This is a genomic window from Acidovorax sp. LjRoot66, assembly GCF_964253305.1.
GTDB lineage: Bacteria > Pseudomonadota > Gammaproteobacteria > Burkholderiales > Burkholderiaceae_C > Acidovorax.
In genome coordinates this window covers 5,940,315-5,955,597 of the sequence record NZ_CAXUQU020000001.1, presented here as the reverse complement: position 1 = coordinate 5,955,597, position 15,283 = coordinate 5,940,315, and the positions used below count along the sequence as shown (strand labels likewise).

Genomic DNA, 15,283 nt, shown 5'->3' with positions numbered 1-15,283 from the left:
GGCCATGTCTCTGCGCCCCACCATCGAAGTCGCCGTCATCATGCGCCGCGAGCGCCTGGACAACCGCTGGCAGCCCTGGCGCTGGGTGCTGGACGACGTGGTCCCCGCAGAAGCGGCCTTTGGCGATGTGCCGCGCCTCTTGCGCCAGGACGAGAACCAGGCCCTGTGGCTGTTCCCGGGCTTTGCCGTGGAACTGTTCAAGGACGACGGCGAGGGCTACCACCTGAACCTGTCCGCGCCCGCGCCCTGCTGGTTCGTGCTGTGGCGCATGGACGAGGAGGGCAGCGTGCCCGAGCCGCTGGCCCGCCCCGTGGCCGTGAGCCTGAGCTACCACGATGCCGGCCGCTGGCTCGATGCGCAGGAAACGGTGGAGCAGGTGCCCGCGCCAGCGGCCGTGCTGCAGGCGCTGCAGGCCTTCGTCGACGAGCACTACGCGCCCGAGCCCAAGCGCCGCAGGCGGCCCGACAGCTTCCAGTCGCTGACCGACCGCTTCGGCAACCCGGCATCGGTTTCCACCGACAAACAGCGTGGTGGCCGGGGTGGCCCACACCATGGCTGACGGCTTTCTCTCGCGCTGGTCGCGCCGCAAGCAGGAGGTGGCGGCGGGCAGGCCCGTGCAGGAGCCGGAGCCATCGCCCCCAGCAGAGGTCTTGCCATCCGCCGCCGCCATGCCTGCCCCGGAGCCGGTGGACGTGCCTGCCGCAGCCGAGCCGGAGCTGCCCACGCTGGCCGATGCCCAGGCCCTGACGACCGAGTCCGACTTCAAGCCCTTTATGGGCCGCGGCGTGGCGCCCGATGTGCGCAACACGGCCATGAAGAAGCTGTTTGCCGACCCGCATTTCAATGCCATGGACGGCCTGGACACCTACATCGACGATTACTCCAAGCCCGATCCGCTGCCTGAAGGCATGCTGCGCCAGATGGCCAGCGCCCATTTCATGGGCTTCTTCGACCATGAAAAAGACGCGGCCGGGGAGGCCGTGCCAGAGGCCGCGCAGGCAAAGGCCCCGCAAAATCCTCAGCCTCGGGATGATGCGGAGACGCCAGCGCTGCCAGACGTGGCACAGTCCGAGGTATGCACCGCCATTCCTAGCTCGCCAGAACTGGCCTCAGTCGACCCCGCAGGGGGCGATGGGGCCAGGGTAGCCAGCCATATCGAACATGACCACGCTGATCTGCGACTGCAACCAGACGATGCCCCTCGACGCGAAGGCGTTGGGCGCGGCCCTGCATGAGGAACTGACCCTCCATTCCACGCTGTGCCGGCGCGAGGCCGGCGCCTTCCAGGATGCGATCCGCACCGGCCAGGAGGTGGTGGTGGCCTGCACCCAGGAGCAGCGCCTTTTCGGCGAACTCGGCACGCAGACCGAAGGCGCGGTCTCACCGATCCGCTTCGTGAACATCCGCGAAACCGGCGGCTGGAGCCGCGATGCCCGCGATGCCGGCCCCAAGATCGCCGCCTTGCTGGCCGCAGCCCGGCTGCCCGAGCCGCCGCCGGTGGCCACCGTCAGCTACAAGAGCATGGGCCGCCTGCTGGTCATCGGCCCGCTCGATGCCGCCGAACAGGCTGCCGCCCTGGTGGCCGACGTGCTCGATGTGACCCTGTTCGCGCAGGGCCCGGGGCAGGCAGGCGGCGCGCAGGCGCGGCGTTTCCCCGTGCTCGGCGGGCGCCTCACCGGCCTGTCGGGCTGGCTCGGGGCCTTCGACGTGCAGTGGGCTGCCGACAACCCCATCGACCTGGACCTGTGCACGCGCTGCAACGCCTGCATCGTGGCCTGCCCCGAGAACGCCATCGGCCTGGACTACCAAGTGGACCTGTCCGCCTGCGATGCGAACCGCGCCTGCGTGCGCGCCTGCCAGGTGGCGGGCGCCATCGACTTCGGCCGCGAGGCCAGCGCACAGCAGGAACGCTTCGACCTGGTGCTGGACCTGCGCCCGGCCACGGCCGAGCCCACCTTCGTGCAGCATGCGCCGCCGCAGGGCTACTTCCGCAGCGACGGGCGCGACATGGCCGTGCTGCTCAAGCTGCGCGAGATGGTGGGCGAGTTCGACAAGCCCCGCTTCTTCGCCTACAAGCAAAAGCTCTGCGCCCACAGCCGCAACGAGACCGTGGGCTGCAATGCCTGCATCGACATCTGTTCTGCCGAGGCCATTTCCAGCGACAAGAGCCGCCAGCAGATCAAGGTCAACCCCCACCTGTGCGTGGGCTGTGGTGCCTGCACCACGGTGTGCCCGACGGGTGCACTCTCTTTTGCCTACCCGGGTGCCACAGAGCAGGGCGCGCGCTTCAAGGCCTTGCTGTCCACCTATGCGGCCGCGGGCGGCCAGAGCGCCGTGCTGCTGCTGCACAGCCAGGAGCAGGGCCAGGCCCTGGTCGAAGAATTGGGCCGTGCCGCCCAGCTGCGGCGTGCCCAGGGCGTACCCGCCAATGTGATCCCGGTGCCGCTGTGGCACACCGCCAGCACCGGCGTGGACCTGTGGCTCAGTGCGCTGGCCTATGGTGCTTCGCAGGTGGTGGTGCTGGCCACGCACGAGGAGGCGCCCCAGTACCTGGATGGTGTGCAGGCGCAGATGGAGGTGGCCCAGGCCATCCTGCATGGGCTGGGCTACACCGGCAGCCACCTGCGGCTGCTGCGCGCGGGCGATGTGGCGGCGCTCGATGCCGCCCTGCAGTCCCTGTGCAACACCCGCCAGCTGCGGCCGCCGGTGGCGGCGCGCCATGGCGTGGCCCAGGAAAAGCGCGCCACGCTGGAGATGGCGCTGGACCATTTCATCGCCCATGCGCCACTGCTCCAGGAGGGCTTGCCCGAAGCCATCGCCCTGCCCGCAGCCGGTGCGCCGCTCGGGTCCATCACGGTCGACAAAAACCGCTGCACGCTGTGCCTGAGCTGCGTGAGCGCCTGCCCGGCCGGTGCCCTGCAGGACAACCCGCAACTGCCCCAACTGCGCTTTCTGGAAAAGAACTGTGTGCAGTGCGGCCTGTGCGCCACCACCTGCCCCGAAGACGCCATCACCCTGCAGCCGCGCCTGCTGCTCACGCCCGAACGGGCGCAACTGCGCGTGTTGGCCGAAACCCAGCCCTGGGCCTGTGTGCGCTGCAGCAAACCGTTTGGCACGCTCAAGGCCATCGAAGCCATGCTGGAGCGGCTCTCGGGCCACGCCATGTTCCAGGGCGAGGCGCTGGAGCGCCTGAAGATGTGCGGCGACTGCCGCGTCATCGACCTCTATTCTTCCCAGAGCGAAGCGAAAGTGACGGACCTGTGAGCGCCACCGCACCCCTGACCATGGCCGCCAGCGCCGCCCTCGACGAGGAAACCGCGCGTGCCGAACTCTATGGCCTGCTGGCGCAGCTGTACTACAGCGCCCCGGCGCCCGGCCTGCTGGCCACCCTGCGCGTGGCCGTGACCCAGGCGCCGGCCGAAGGTGGCTTGCTGGAGGAGCCCTGGCAGCAACTGGTGGGGGCCGCCCGTGCGCGGGAGGACGCGGCCATTGCCGCCGAGTTCGAGCGCCTGTTCGGCGGCATGGGCAAGCCCGAGGTCTTCCTCTACGGGTCGCACTACCTGAGCGGCTTTCTCAACGAGAAGCCGCTGGCACGCCTGCGCAGCGACCTGGATGCCCTGGGCCTGGCGCGCAGCGAGGCCATGCCCGAGACCGAGGACCACCTGGCCTACCTGTGCGAGGCCATGCGCTACCTGATCGCTGGTGACGACATGGCGGTGTGCAACCTTACGACACAACGGGACTTTTTTGCCGCCCACCTGCAGCCCTGGGTGCCGGCCCTGTGCGATGTGCTGGAGGCCCACCCCGCCGCCCCCTTCTATGGCGCGCTGGCCCGCTTCACACGGGCTTTCGTGGCTGTGGAAGCCCAGGGTTTCGACATGCTGGAATGAGCCGCTGCGGGCGCCTGCGAAGGTGTGCCAAACCCGAGTGAAGTTCCATGGGGTGGCCATACCCGATTGCAGTGGGCCAGACACTCGCATAGACTGTATGAACGACATTGCATAGCCGCAAGCCCTCCTGGAGACAATGATGCAGGACAGCCAGCCCCAACCTTCTCGCCGCCGGTTCTTTGCAGGTGCAGCCACTGCGGGGGCTGCTGCTGCCGCCGTCGTGGCCTTGCCCCACATTGCAGCCCCAGGTGCCACCGCTGCAGCCGAGCCCGTGCCAGCACCGCCTGAGCGCGGTGGCGGCTACCGCCTCTCGGCACACGTGCAGCAGTACTACAAGACCACCCAACTCTGACCGCGGGGCGCGCCATGTTGCTCACCAAGAAGTCTTCCCACGCCCGAGAGGGCGCTGCGGCCACCTCCTCGTCCTCTCCCTTCGTCCACAGCCTGCAGCGCGGCCTGGCCAAGGCCCTGCCCACCATGGACCGGCGCGCCTTCCTGCGCCGCTCGGGCCTGGGCGTCGGCGTGGGCATCGCTGCCTCGCAGCTCACCCTGGTCAAGAAGTCCAGCGCCGCGGAGGGCGCCAAGGTCGGCCTGGGCGACAGCAAGATCGAGGTGCGCCGCACCATCTGCACCCACTGCTCGGTGGGCTGCGCGGTGGACGCCGTGGTCGAGAACGGCGTCTGGGTGCGCCAGGAGCCGGTGTTCGACTCCCCCATCAACCTGGGCGCGCACTGCGCCAAGGGCGCCGCGCTGCGCGAGCACGGCCATGGCGAGTACCGCCTGCGCTACCCGATGAAGCTGGTCAACGGCAAGTACGAGCGCATCAGCTGGGACACGGCGCTCACCGAGATCACCGCCCGCATGCAGGACCTGCGCAAGGCCAGCGGGCCCGACAGCGTGTACTTCGTGGGCTCGTCCAAGCACAACAACGAGCAGGCCTACCTGCTGCGCAAGTTCGTGAGCTTCTGGGGCACCAACAACTGCGACCACCAGGCCCGCATCTGCCACTCCACCACGGTGGCCGGGGTGGCCAACACCTGGGGCTACGGGGCCATGACGAATTCGTACAACGACATGCAGAACAGCAAGGTCGCCATGTACATCGGCTCCAACGCGGCCGAGGCCCATCCGGTGAGCATGCTGCACATGCTGCACGCCAAGGAGACCGGCTGCAAGATGATTGTGGTGGATCCGCGCTTCACGCGCACGGCGGCCAAGGCCGACGAGTACGTGCGCATCCGCTCGGGCACCGACATCCCATTCCTCTTCGGCCTGCTGTACCACATCTTCAAGAATGGCTGGGAAGACAAGCAGTACATCAACGACCGTGTCTACGGCATGGACAAGGTACGCGAGGAGATCCTGGCCAAGTGGACGCCCGACAAGGTCGAGGAGGCCTGCGGCGTCAAGGAAGAGCAGGTGTTCAAGGTCGCGAGCCTGCTCAACGCCCACCGCCCCGGCACCGTCGTCTGGTGCATGGGCCAGACGCAGCACACCATCGGCAACGCCATCGTGCGCGCCTCGTGCATCCTGCAGCTGGCGCTGGGCAACGTGGGCAAGACCGGTGGCGGCACCAACATCTTCCGCGGGCACGACAACGTGCAGGGCGCCACCGACGTGGGCCCCAACCCCGACTCGCTGCCCGGCTACTACGGCATTGCCGAAGGGGCCTGGAAGCACTTCGCGGCGGTCTGGGGCGTGGATTTCGAGTGGATCAAGGCCCGCTATGCGAGCCCGGCCATGATGACCAAGTCGGGCCTCACGGTCTCGCGCTGGATCGATGGGGTGCTCGAAAAGAACGAGCTGATCGACCAGGACTCCAACCTGCGCGGCGTGTTCTTCTGGGGCCATGCGCCCAACTCCCAGACCCGGGGGCTGGAGATGAAGCGCGCCATGGACAAGCTCGACCTGCTGGTGGTGGTCGACCCTTACCCTTCGGCCACGGCCGCCATGGCGGCCATGCCCGGCCGCGCTGAAGACCTGAATCCGAACCGTGCGGTCTATCTGCTGCCTGCAGCCACGCAATTCGAAACCAGTGGTTCGTGCACGGCATCCAACCGCTCGCTGCAATGGCGCGAGAAGGTGATCGAGCCGCTGTGGGAGAGCCGCTCGGACCACATGATCATGTACCAGTTCGCGCAGAAACTGGGTTTCGACAAGGAACTGGTCAAGAACTACAAGCTGCAGAAGGTGCAGGGCATGGACGAGCCCGTGATTGAGGACATTCTGCGCGAGATCAACCGCAGCGTCTGGACCATCGGCTACACCGGCCAGAGCCCCGAGCGCCTGAAGGCGCACATGAAGAACATGCACCTGTTCGACGTGAAGACCCTGAAGGCCAAGGGCGGCAAGGACAAGGAAACCGGCTACGACTTCACCGGCGACTACTTCGGCCTGCCCTGGCCGTGCTACGGCACGCCCGAGCTCAAGCACCCCGGCTCGTCCAACCTCTATGACACTTCCAAACATGTCATGGATGGCGGCGGGTGCTTCCGCGCCAACTTCGGTGTCGAAAAGGATGGCCAGAACCTGCTGGCCGAGGACGGCTCCTACTCGCTGGGCTCCGACATCACCACCGGCTACCCCGAGTTCGACCATGTGCTGCTCAAGAAGCTCGGCTGGTGGGACGAGCTCACCGACGCGGAGAAGAAGGCCGCCGAAGGTAAGAACTGGAAGACCGACCCCACGGGCGCGATCATCCGCGTGACCATGAAGAACCATGGCTGCCACCCCTTCGGCAACGCCAAGGCGCGCGCCGTGGTGTGGAACTTCCCCGATGCCATTCCGCAGCACCGCGAGCCGCTGTATGGCACCCGGCCCGACCTGATGGCCAAGTACCCCACGCACGATGACAAGAAGGCGTTCTGGCGCCTGCCCACCCTCTACAAGAGCGTGCAGGACAAGAACATCGCCGACAAGGTGCACGAGAAGTTCCCGCTGATCCTGACCTCGGGCCGTCTGGTCGAGTACGAAGGCGGCGGCGAGGAAACCCGCTCCAACCCCTGGCTGGCCGAGTTGCAGCAGGAGTCGTTCGTCGAGATCCACCCCAAGACCGCCGGCGAGCGTGGCGTGCGCAATGGCGAGCGGGTGTGGCTCAGTTCGCCCACGGGCGCCCGCATCAACGTGCAGGCCCTGGTGACCGAGCGCGTGGCGCCCGACACGGTGTGGATGCCGTTCCACTTTTCGGGCCGCTGGCAGGGCGCGGACATGCTGGACCACTACCCCAAGGGCGCAGCGCCCATCGTGCGCGGCGAGGCCGTGAACACGGCCACCACCTATGGCTACGACAGCGTGACCATGATGCAGGAAACCAAGACCACGATCTGCAACGTGGAACGGGCATGAACACGCAGCAGCGACCAGGAGACACCCCATGGCACGAATGAAATTCATCTGCGATGCAGAGCGCTGCATCGAATGCAACGGCTGCGTCACCGCCTGCAAGAACGAGCACGAAGTGCCCTGGGGCGTGAACCGCCGCCGCGTGGTCACGCTCAACGACGGCGTGCCGGGCGAAAAGTCCATCTCGGTGGCCTGCATGCATTGCAGTGACGCCCCCTGCATGGCCGTGTGCCCCGTGAACTGCTTTTACCGCACCGACGAAGGCGTGGTGCTGCACGACAAGGACGTCTGCATCGGCTGCGGCTACTGCAGCTATGCCTGCCCGTTCGGCGCCCCCCAGTTCCCCTCGCAGGGCACCTTCGGCGTGCGCGGCAAGATGGACAAGTGCACCTTCTGCGCCGGCGGCCCCGAAACCCACGGCAGCCAGGCCGAGTTCGACAAGTACGGCCGCAACCGCCTGGCCGAGGGCAAGCTGCCGGCCTGCGCCGAGATGTGCTCCACCAAGGCCCTCTTGGCCGGCGATGGCGACGTGGTGGCGGACATCTTCCGCAACCGCGTGGTGCAGCGCGGCAAGGGTGCCGAGGTCTGGGGCTGGGGCACGGCCTATGGCTCCAAGCAGGCCGGCCAACCCACCCCGGGAGCCAAGTCATGACCGGGCGCACTGTACTGATCCTGGGCGCAGCCTGTGGGCTGCTGGCGCTGGTGGCCTGCACCGAGAAGCCGCAGACCGGCGGCGGCGTGCGCATCGATGCGCCGCCCTATGCCGGCACAGGCAGCAATTTCACGCAGCCCGGCTGGAAGGCCGGCGACAAGGCTGGCTGGGAGCAGCAGCTCAAGGCGCGCCAGCAGTACGGCCAGAACGAATACACCCGCACCACCCGGTAGAGCGAGGCCTGCCATGAAAAACTTCCTGTGCAGCATGGCGCTGTTGGCCGGCCTGGCCTGGGGCACGGCAGGGGCCCAGGCCCCGGCCAGCGCGCAAGCGGCCTCTGCCGCGACGCCAGCGGCGGCGCCCGCGGTCGGCGGCATCCAGGGCCAGAACATCTTCCAGGTCAAGCCCGATGCCAGCGAAGAGCCGGGCTACGCCCAGCAGAACAACGGCGAACGCGCCAAGGTGCAGCCGGGCAACAACGCGCCGATGTGGCGCCAGGTGGGCGAGGGCGTCACGGGCTACAGCAGCCTGCCCAAGAGCCAGGCGCCCGAGGCCGGCAACCTGATCCAGCCCTTCGTGCAATACCCGGGTTCGCGCGTGACCAACGCGGGCGAGGCCTGGCGCCAGGTGCGCAACCAGTGGATCATTCCCTACGGCGGCTCGCTGCTGCTCATCGTGGCGGGGGCCATCGCCCTGTTCTATTGGCGCAAGGGCACGATGCAGCTGCACGGCGCCGAGACGGGCCGCAAGATCGAGCGCTTCACGCCCTTCGAGCGCTCCGCCCACTGGGCCAATGCCATCGCCTTCGTGGCACTGGCCATCTCGGGCCTGGTGATGGCCTTCGGCAAGTTCTTCCTGCTGCCTATCCTGGGTGGCACGCTGTTCGGCTGGCTGGCCTATGCCCTCAAGAACCTGCACAACTTCGCCGGGCCGCTGTTCGCGGTGTCGCTGGTCATCGTGTTCTTCACCTTCCTCAAGGACAACTTCCCGCGCCGGGGCGACCTCACCTGGCTGCTCAAGGGCGGCGGCATGCTTTCGGGCACGGAGGTGCCTTCGCACCGCTTCAATGCCGGCGAGAAGCTGGTCTTCTGGGGTGGGGTGCTGTTCCTGGGCGCCATCGTCGTGGCCTCGGGCCTGGTGCTGGACAAGCTCATTCCCGGGCTCATCTACGAGCGCGGCACGATGCAGATCGCACACATGGTCCACGCCGTGGCCACGGTGGTGATGATGGTCATGTTCATGGGCCATATCTACCTGGGCACCATCGGCATGCAGGGCGCCTACAAGGCCATGAAGACCGGCTACGTGGACGAAGCCTGGGCCAGGGAGCACCACCAGCTCTGGTACGACGATGTCAAGGCCGGCAAGATCCCATCGCAACGCAGCAGCAGTGCAGAGCCCGCGGGCGAGGCCGCTGCCGCCAAGCCCGTTCAGGCATGAGGCCCACCATGACGATGAACAACAAGCCTTCTTTCCTTCGCCCCTTGCTGCTGGCCCTGTGCGCCGCCTGCGCCTGCAGCGCCGCGCTGGCCAAATTGCCGCCGCCTGCGCCCGAGGCAGCCGCCAAGGCGGCCGAAGCCGCTGCCAAGGCCGCCTGGGCCGGCAAGGTCGACAACTACAAGCTGTGCCAGTCGCAGGACCGGGTCGCGGCCCACTACCGCAAGACCAACACCGCCGCCAAGCCTGCCGCCGCAGTGGGAGCCGCCTGTGCGGACCCGGGCCCCTTTGTCTACACACCGCCCGAGGCCAAGCCCCTGGAGGCCGCCGGCGCGCACTCGCCACCGGGCACGGCCAGCAGCCCGCCCAGCACCCAGACGCCTGCAGCGGCCGCTTCGGCGCCCAAGTCCTGAGCACCGCCCGGCACTGGCGGGTGCCTGTCCGCTGCATCGCGCGGGGATGCGCTACGCTGTCCCCATGACCATGCCCGTGCCCGCCACCGCCGCCCCCCGCCTGCCGCGCCTGACCCAGGCGCAGGCGCCGCTGACCCACCGCGTCGAGGTGGTCAACGAGCATGGCGAGCGCGAAGAGCTGTCCATCCCCGCCGAGCGCCCGCTGACCGTGTATGTCGACAACCGCGAGCTGGTCACGCTGATGACCCTGGGCGCGCACCCCGAGCTGCTGGTGCTGGGCTACCTGCGCAACCAGCGCCTGGTGGAGTCGGCGCAGGACATCGAGTCGATCACGGTGGACTGGGAGGTCAACGCCGCCGCCGTGCGCACGCGCCACGGCATCGCGCGCATCGAGGAGCGCACGGCCAGCAAGGTGGTCACCACCGGCTGCGGCCAGGGCAGCGTGTTCGGCGGCCTGATGGACGAGGTGGACCGCATCGTGCTGCCCGAGGCGCGGCTCACGCAGGGCCAGCTGTACGGCATCGTCAACGCCATCCGCCTCAAGGAGAGCACTTACAAATCGGCCGGCTCGGTGCACGGCTGCGCGCTGTTCCAGGGCGAGGAGCTGCTGGTCTTTGTCGAGGACGTGGGCCGCCACAACGCCATCGACACGATTGCGGGGTGGATGTGGATGGCCGCCGGGGACGCGGCACCGATGGTGGGCGCCGACAAGGTGTTCTACACCACGGGCCGGCTGACCAGCGAGATGGTCATCAAGTCCGCCCAGATGGGCGTGCCCATCGTGGTCTCGCGCAGCGGCATGACGCAGATGGGGCACGCCGTGGCCGAGCAACTGGGCCTGTGCGCCATCGGCCGCGCCACCAACCGGCGCTTCGTCTGCTACAGCGGCATGCAGCGGCTGGTGCTGCAGCCTGAACTGGCGCAGGCCACCACCCCTTCATCCTCCGCCACCTGACACCGGGCCGCCGCGCGGCGATGGCATGATCGGGCGATGCGCGATCAGAAATCCCCCAACGCATGGCCGGACACCCTGCCCAGCCAGTTTGGCCCCTACGACCCCGACGAGGTGCCGGACACCCATCGCATCCCCGTGCCCCAGGGGCCCGGGGAGCCCGATGCGCCCGTATCCGCGGTGACCGAAGCGGTAGATTTGCCGCGCCTGCCGCTCGGGCAGTGGTGGTGGCAAGGGCTGCGGGCCGCCGTGCTGTTGGCGCCCCGAACGGGTGCGGCCGTGCCCAGGCCCCTGCAGTTGATCGTTCTGGTGCTGCTGTGCAGCGGGGTTTTGCTGGGGTTGGAGCGTCTGCATGTGGCGGGCCCGGCCCATTTCAACCTGCGCGGCTGGCTGCTGACATGGTGGTCGCTGCCGCTGCTTGCCTGGTGTGCCTGGTGGGCGCTATCTCCCGCTCGGCGCCAGGATTCACCGGCGCAGGTGACCGGTGGCCTGGCTGCCTGGCTAGCGCTCACCAGCGTGGCCGTGCTGCCCGCGTCGGTGGTGGCCTACGCATTGATGGCGTGGGGGGCGCACCAGCCTGCTCGCTGGTCTTCGGGATACGGCCCCACGGTTTTCTGGGTCATCTATGCGGCGACGCTGCTGTGGATGCTGGCGGCCGATGTCCGGGTGCTGTCCCGCTTCGTGCGTTCGCATGTGCGCACGGGCTTGTACGCACTGTTGCTGCTGGCTGTGCTCGGGGTGGGTATGCAGTACGCATCCAGCCGCTCCTGGGTGCCCGACACCTCCGGCGACGACACGCCCGCCCCAGCCCGCCTGCATCTGTCCCAATCGCTGTTCGAATCTCAGCAGGACCTGATGCAGCAGCAGGTCGACGCCCTGGTGCCCGAGCGTCCTGGCGTGACCGATGTCTATGCCCTGGTGTTCGCTCCCTACGCCCGCGAGAACGTGTTCCGCCGCGAGAGCACCATGGTCAGCGACCTCTTGCAGGAGCGCTTCGACGCGCAGGGCCGGGTGCTGCACTTGCTGAACCACGCCGAAACCGCCGACACCCATGTCTGGGCCACGCCCGAGAACCTGGACCGGGCGGTGACGGCCCTGGCCGCACGCATGGACAAGGAGAACGACGTGCTTGTGGTCTACATGACCTCGCACGGCGCCCAGAACCACCAGCTCGCCGCCTCGCACTGGCCGCTGGAGGTGCCTCCCATCAGCCCCGAGATGCTGCGCGAGGCGCTGGACACGGCGGGCATACGCCACCGGGTGATCGCGATCTCGGCCTGCTACTCGGGCGGCTGGATCGACACCCTGGCCACGCCCTCGACGCTGATCATGACGGCGGCGGACGCGACCCACACCTCCTACGGCTGCGGCGCCCTGTCGGAGCTGACCTTCTTTGGCCGCGCCGTGTTCGACGAACAGCTGCGCAGTACGCATTCCTTCGAGGAGGCGTTCAAGAAGGCCGTGCCCCTGATCCAGCAGCGCGAGATCGAGGCCGGCAAGAGCGACGGCTTCTCGAACCCGCAGATCCGCGTGGGCGCCGAGATCACCCCGGTGCTCAAGGGCCTGGAAGAGCGGTTGAACGTCGCTCCCCGTTAGGGTAGAGGGCCCTTAGAGCCTGTTCAATGTCTTTTTGCAGCCGCGTTGGGGCGCAATCGGGATGAGTGGATGCTTCGGATGCGCCGCATGGGCTCATGCCCATGCAAGCAGCCTGGGCGTCCAATCGCCCGATTTCGCCCCAACCCTTCGGGCAAGTGCCTTTTCGGGCGGTCTGCGGCGTTGCGGCGCTTGCCAATAGCCGAGCTATTGGCTGCACTCCGCGCCTTGCATCCCATCCCGAAAAGGGACTTGCGCGGCTTCAAAAAGACGTTGAACAGGCTCTTAAAGGGCCTGCACGCCGGCTGGAAATGTTTCATTGCCGCGGATTGGCGGGCTTTTGCGCTAATGTCACGCCCATGAACCTTTCTTTTATCCGCCTGGGCTGGCGCACCTTGTTGCGCGACCTGCGCGCGGGCGAGCTGCGCCTCCTGGTCGTGGCCGTGACATTGGCCGTCGCCGCACTCACCTCGGTGGGCTTCTTTGCCGACCGCCTGCAGGGCGGCCTGCAGCGCGACGCCTTGCAACTGCTGGGCGGAGACGCCGTGGTGGCCAGCGACAACCCCACGCCTGCCACCTTCGTGGAGCGCGCCAAGGCCCTGGGCCTGCAGAGCGTGACCACCATGGGCTTTCCCACCATGGGGCGGGCCACCGATGCCAAGGGCGGTGCCAGCAAGCTGGTGGCCCTCAAAAGCGTGCAGCCGGGCTACCCGCTGCGCGGCACCCTCACCGTGGCCGTGGGCCCGGGGGCGGCCGAGCAGACCACGCGCGACATCCCGGCGCGCGGCGAGGTGTGGGTGGATGCGCCGCTGCTCGAATCGCTGGGCCTGGCCATGGGCGACCAGTTGCTGCTGGGCGATGCGCAGCTGCGCATCACCCGCATCATCGTCATCGAGCCGGATCGGGGCGCCGGCTTCATGAGTTTTGCACCACGCGTCATGCTCAACGAGGCCGACGTGCCCGCCACCGGCCTGGTGCAGCCCGCCAGCCGGTTGACCTACCGGTTTGCCGTCTCCGGCGCCCCGGCCGCCGTCAAGGCTTTCAGCCAGTGGGCTGCCGACGAGGCCAAGAAGCCCGAGCAGCACGGCGTGCGCGTCGAGTCGCTCGAAAGCGGCCGCCCCGAGATGCGCCAGACGCTGGACCGGGCGCAGAAATTCCTGAGCCTGGTGGCCCTGCTGGCCGCGCTGCTTTCGGCGGTGGCCGTGGCGCTGGCCGCGCGCGGCTTTGCCGCCGACCACCTCGATGCCTCGGCCATGCTGCGCGTGCTGGGGCAGAGCCAGCGCACCATCGCCGGCGCCTACACCACAGAGTTTGCGCTGATCGGGCTGTTCGCCAGCGCGCTGGGCGTGGCCGTGGGCTACCTGGTGCACTACGTCTTCGTGCTGCTGCTGGCCGGGCTGGTGGAGTCGGCCCTGCCCGCCGCCAGCCTGTGGCCCGTGGCCTTCGGGCTGGGCATGGGGCTCACGCTGCTGTTCGCCTTTGGCCTGCCGCCCGTGCTGCAACTGGCCCAGGTGCCGCCGCTGCGCGTGATCCGGCGCGATGTGGGTGGGCTCAAGCCGGCCTCCATGGCCGTGCTGGGCGTGGGCGTGGCCGGCTTTGCGGCCCTGCTGCTGGCCGTGAGCAGCGACATCAAGCTGGGCCTGATCGCCGTGGGCGGATTTGCCGCTGCCGTGGCGCTGTTCGCGGGCCTGAGCTGGGTGGCCGTGAAGCTGCTGCGCCGCAGCGTCAACGAGGCCACCGCACCACGCTGGCTGGTGCTGGCCACGCGGCAGATCTCGGCGCGCCCGGCCTACGCCGTGGTGCAGGTCAGCAGCCTGGCCGTGGGCCTGCTGGCTCTGGTGCTGCTGGTGCTGCTGCGCACCGACCTCATCAGCAGCTGGCGGCAGGCCACGCCGCCCGATGCGCCCAACCGCTTCGTGATCAACGTCATGCCCGAGCAGTCCGACGCCTTCCAGCAGAGCTTGAAGGATGGCGGCGTGAAGCGCTACGACTGGTACCCCATGATCCGCGGCCGCCTGCTGGCGGTGAACGGCAAGGCCGTGGGCCCGGCCGACTACACCGACGACCGCGCCAAGCGCCTGGTGGACCGCGAGTTCAACCTCTCCACCGCCGTGCAGCAGCCGCCCCACAACCAGATCGTGGCCGGCCAATGGACCGAGAACGAGCAGGGCACCATCAGCGTGGAAGAGGGCATTGCCGAAACCCTGGGCCTGAAGATGGGCGACAGGCTGCAGTTCGACATCGGCGGCGTGCAGAACGAAGCGCGCATCACCAGCCTGCGCAAGGTGGACTGGGGTTCCATGCGCGCCAATTTTTTCGTGATGTACCCCGTGGAGCACCTCGAAGGCGTGGCCGTGACCTACCTGGCGGCCTACCGCGCACCCGACAAGGCCGGTTTCGACAACGCGCTGGTGCGCCAGTTCCCCAACATCACCAATGTGGACATGGGCGCCACCATCACCCAGGTGCAGCGCGTGCTCGATCAGGTGATCCGCGCGGTGGAGTTCCTCTTCGCCTTCACCCTGGCCGCCGGCCTGGTGGTGCTGTTCGCGGCCGTCACCGCCACGCGCGAGGAGCGCGCGCGCGAGTTCGCCATCATGCGCGCCGTGGGGGCCCGCGCCAGCCTGCTGCGCCAGGTGCAGCGCGCCGAACTCATGGGCGTGGGCCTGCTCGCGGGTTTTCTGGCCAGCACGGTGGCCGTGGTCGTGGGCTGGGCGCTGGCGCGCTTCGTGTTCGATTTCACCTGGACGGCATCGCCCTGGGTGCCGCTGGCCGGTGCGCTGGCCGGTGCCGTGCTGGCGCTGGCTGCAGGCTGGTGGGGGCTGCGCGATGTGTTGCGCCGCCCCGTGGTGGAGACCTTGCGCCGCGCCTCGGAGTAGGGCGACCGGAGGCAGCACGCAGGCTACCCTTGGCAGCCCGGCGAGGTCTCCTTCCGGTGCATCGGCCAGGGCGGCTTCCAACTGAGAAATATGAACATCCCTGCTCTTGCAACCAAGCTCGCCAG

13 protein-coding genes are annotated in these 15,283 nt (G+C 68.3%); all 13 read left to right on the top strand.

All coding sequences use genetic code 11. The features are described from left to right. The first annotated feature begins 4 nt into the window (after positions 1–4). The gene (locus ACSQ3Y_RS27825; RefSeq protein ID WP_436179516.1) at positions 5–559 is read left to right on the top strand and encodes a DUF3305 domain-containing protein; all 555 of its coding nucleotides are present in this window, start codon (positions 5–7) and stop codon (positions 557–559) included. Next, on the top strand, positions 552–1,235 hold the full coding sequence (locus ACSQ3Y_RS27820; RefSeq protein ID WP_436179515.1) for a DUF3306 domain-containing protein: 684 nt from the start codon (positions 552–554) through the stop codon (positions 1,233–1,235). Before ACSQ3Y_RS27825 ends, ACSQ3Y_RS27820 begins: the two co-directional genes overlap by 8 nt. Continuing rightward, entirely contained in the window at positions 1,195–3,264 is a 2,070-nt protein-coding gene (locus ACSQ3Y_RS27815; protein ID WP_436180183.1) for a 4Fe-4S binding protein, read from the top strand. The genes ACSQ3Y_RS27820 and ACSQ3Y_RS27815 overlap by 41 nt, the downstream gene beginning before the upstream one ends. Before the next feature lie 20 nt (positions 3,265–3,284). After that, the gene (locus tag ACSQ3Y_RS27810) at positions 3,285–3,890 is read left to right on the top strand and encodes a TorD/DmsD family molecular chaperone (protein ID WP_057268481.1); all 606 of its coding nucleotides are present in this window, start codon (positions 3,285–3,287) and stop codon (positions 3,888–3,890) included. A gap of 139 nt (positions 3,891–4,029) precedes the next feature. Continuing rightward, a complete protein-coding gene (locus ACSQ3Y_RS27805; protein WP_057202518.1) occupies positions 4,030–4,242 on the top strand; it encodes a formate dehydrogenase in 213 nt (70 codons plus the stop codon). A gap of 14 nt (positions 4,243–4,256) precedes the next feature. Further along, the gene (locus ACSQ3Y_RS27800) at positions 4,257–7,235 is read left to right on the top strand and encodes a formate dehydrogenase subunit alpha (RefSeq protein WP_436179514.1); all 2,979 of its coding nucleotides are present in this window, start codon (positions 4,257–4,259) and stop codon (positions 7,233–7,235) included. A gap of 28 nt (positions 7,236–7,263) precedes the next feature. Continuing rightward, a complete protein-coding gene (fdh3B, locus tag ACSQ3Y_RS27795; RefSeq protein ID WP_007861300.1) occupies positions 7,264–7,884 on the top strand; it encodes a formate dehydrogenase FDH3 subunit beta in 621 nt (206 codons plus the stop codon). Continuing rightward, positions 7,881–8,117 (top strand): hypothetical protein, encoded by a 237-nt coding sequence (locus tag ACSQ3Y_RS27790; protein ID WP_057201908.1) that lies wholly within the window; start codon positions 7,881–7,883, stop codon positions 8,115–8,117. The genes fdh3B and ACSQ3Y_RS27790 overlap by 4 nt, the downstream gene beginning before the upstream one ends. Positions 8,118–8,130: 13 nt before the next feature. Continuing rightward, entirely contained in the window at positions 8,131–9,324 is a 1,194-nt protein-coding gene (locus ACSQ3Y_RS27785) for a formate dehydrogenase subunit gamma (protein ID WP_436179513.1), read from the top strand. An 8-nt stretch (positions 9,325–9,332) separates the two neighbouring features. Continuing rightward, on the top strand, positions 9,333–9,734 hold the full coding sequence (locus ACSQ3Y_RS27780) for a hypothetical protein (protein ID WP_200961106.1): 402 nt from the start codon (positions 9,333–9,335) through the stop codon (positions 9,732–9,734). Between the two features lie 64 nt (positions 9,735–9,798). Beyond that, positions 9,799–10,689, top strand: coding sequence for a formate dehydrogenase accessory sulfurtransferase FdhD (locus ACSQ3Y_RS27775; RefSeq protein ID WP_057268310.1), 891 nt, complete (start codon positions 9,799–9,801; stop codon positions 10,687–10,689). A 36-nt stretch (positions 10,690–10,725) separates the two neighbouring features. Continuing rightward, complete coding sequence (locus tag ACSQ3Y_RS27770; RefSeq protein WP_436179512.1) at positions 10,726–12,282, top strand: C13 family peptidase; 1,557 nt, start codon at positions 10,726–10,728, stop codon at positions 12,280–12,282. Between the two features lie 356 nt (positions 12,283–12,638). Further along, a complete protein-coding gene (locus tag ACSQ3Y_RS27765) occupies positions 12,639–15,158 on the top strand; it encodes an ABC transporter permease (RefSeq protein WP_057268312.1) in 2,520 nt (839 codons plus the stop codon). Positions 15,159–15,283: the final 125 nt, after the last annotated feature.

Bases quoted from the DNA above. Each gene is read 5' to 3' on its own strand.
- ACSQ3Y_RS27825 (WP_436179516.1), top strand. From the start codon at position 5: ATGTCTCTGCGCCCCACCATCGAAGTCGCCGTCATCATGCGCCGCGAG.
- ACSQ3Y_RS27820 (WP_436179515.1), top strand. From the start codon at position 552: ATGGCTGACGGCTTTCTCTCGCGCTGGTCGCGCCGCAAGCAGGAGGTG.
- ACSQ3Y_RS27815 (WP_436180183.1), top strand. From the start codon at position 1,195: ATGCCCCTCGACGCGAAGGCGTTGGGCGCGGCCCTGCATGAGGAACTG.
- ACSQ3Y_RS27810 (WP_057268481.1), top strand. From the start codon at position 3,285: ATGGCCGCCAGCGCCGCCCTCGACGAGGAAACCGCGCGTGCCGAACTC.
- ACSQ3Y_RS27805 (WP_057202518.1), top strand. From the start codon at position 4,030: ATGCAGGACAGCCAGCCCCAACCTTCTCGCCGCCGGTTCTTTGCAGGT.
- ACSQ3Y_RS27800 (WP_436179514.1), top strand. From the start codon at position 4,257: ATGTTGCTCACCAAGAAGTCTTCCCACGCCCGAGAGGGCGCTGCGGCC.
- fdh3B (WP_007861300.1), top strand. From the start codon at position 7,264: ATGGCACGAATGAAATTCATCTGCGATGCAGAGCGCTGCATCGAATGC.
- ACSQ3Y_RS27790 (WP_057201908.1), top strand. From the start codon at position 7,881: ATGACCGGGCGCACTGTACTGATCCTGGGCGCAGCCTGTGGGCTGCTG.
- ACSQ3Y_RS27785 (WP_436179513.1), top strand. From the start codon at position 8,131: ATGAAAAACTTCCTGTGCAGCATGGCGCTGTTGGCCGGCCTGGCCTGG.
- ACSQ3Y_RS27780 (WP_200961106.1), top strand. From the start codon at position 9,333: ATGACGATGAACAACAAGCCTTCTTTCCTTCGCCCCTTGCTGCTGGCC.
- ACSQ3Y_RS27775 (WP_057268310.1), top strand. From the start codon at position 9,799: ATGACCATGCCCGTGCCCGCCACCGCCGCCCCCCGCCTGCCGCGCCTG.
- ACSQ3Y_RS27770 (WP_436179512.1), top strand. From the start codon at position 10,726: ATGCGCGATCAGAAATCCCCCAACGCATGGCCGGACACCCTGCCCAGC.
- ACSQ3Y_RS27765 (WP_057268312.1), top strand. From the start codon at position 12,639: ATGAACCTTTCTTTTATCCGCCTGGGCTGGCGCACCTTGTTGCGCGAC.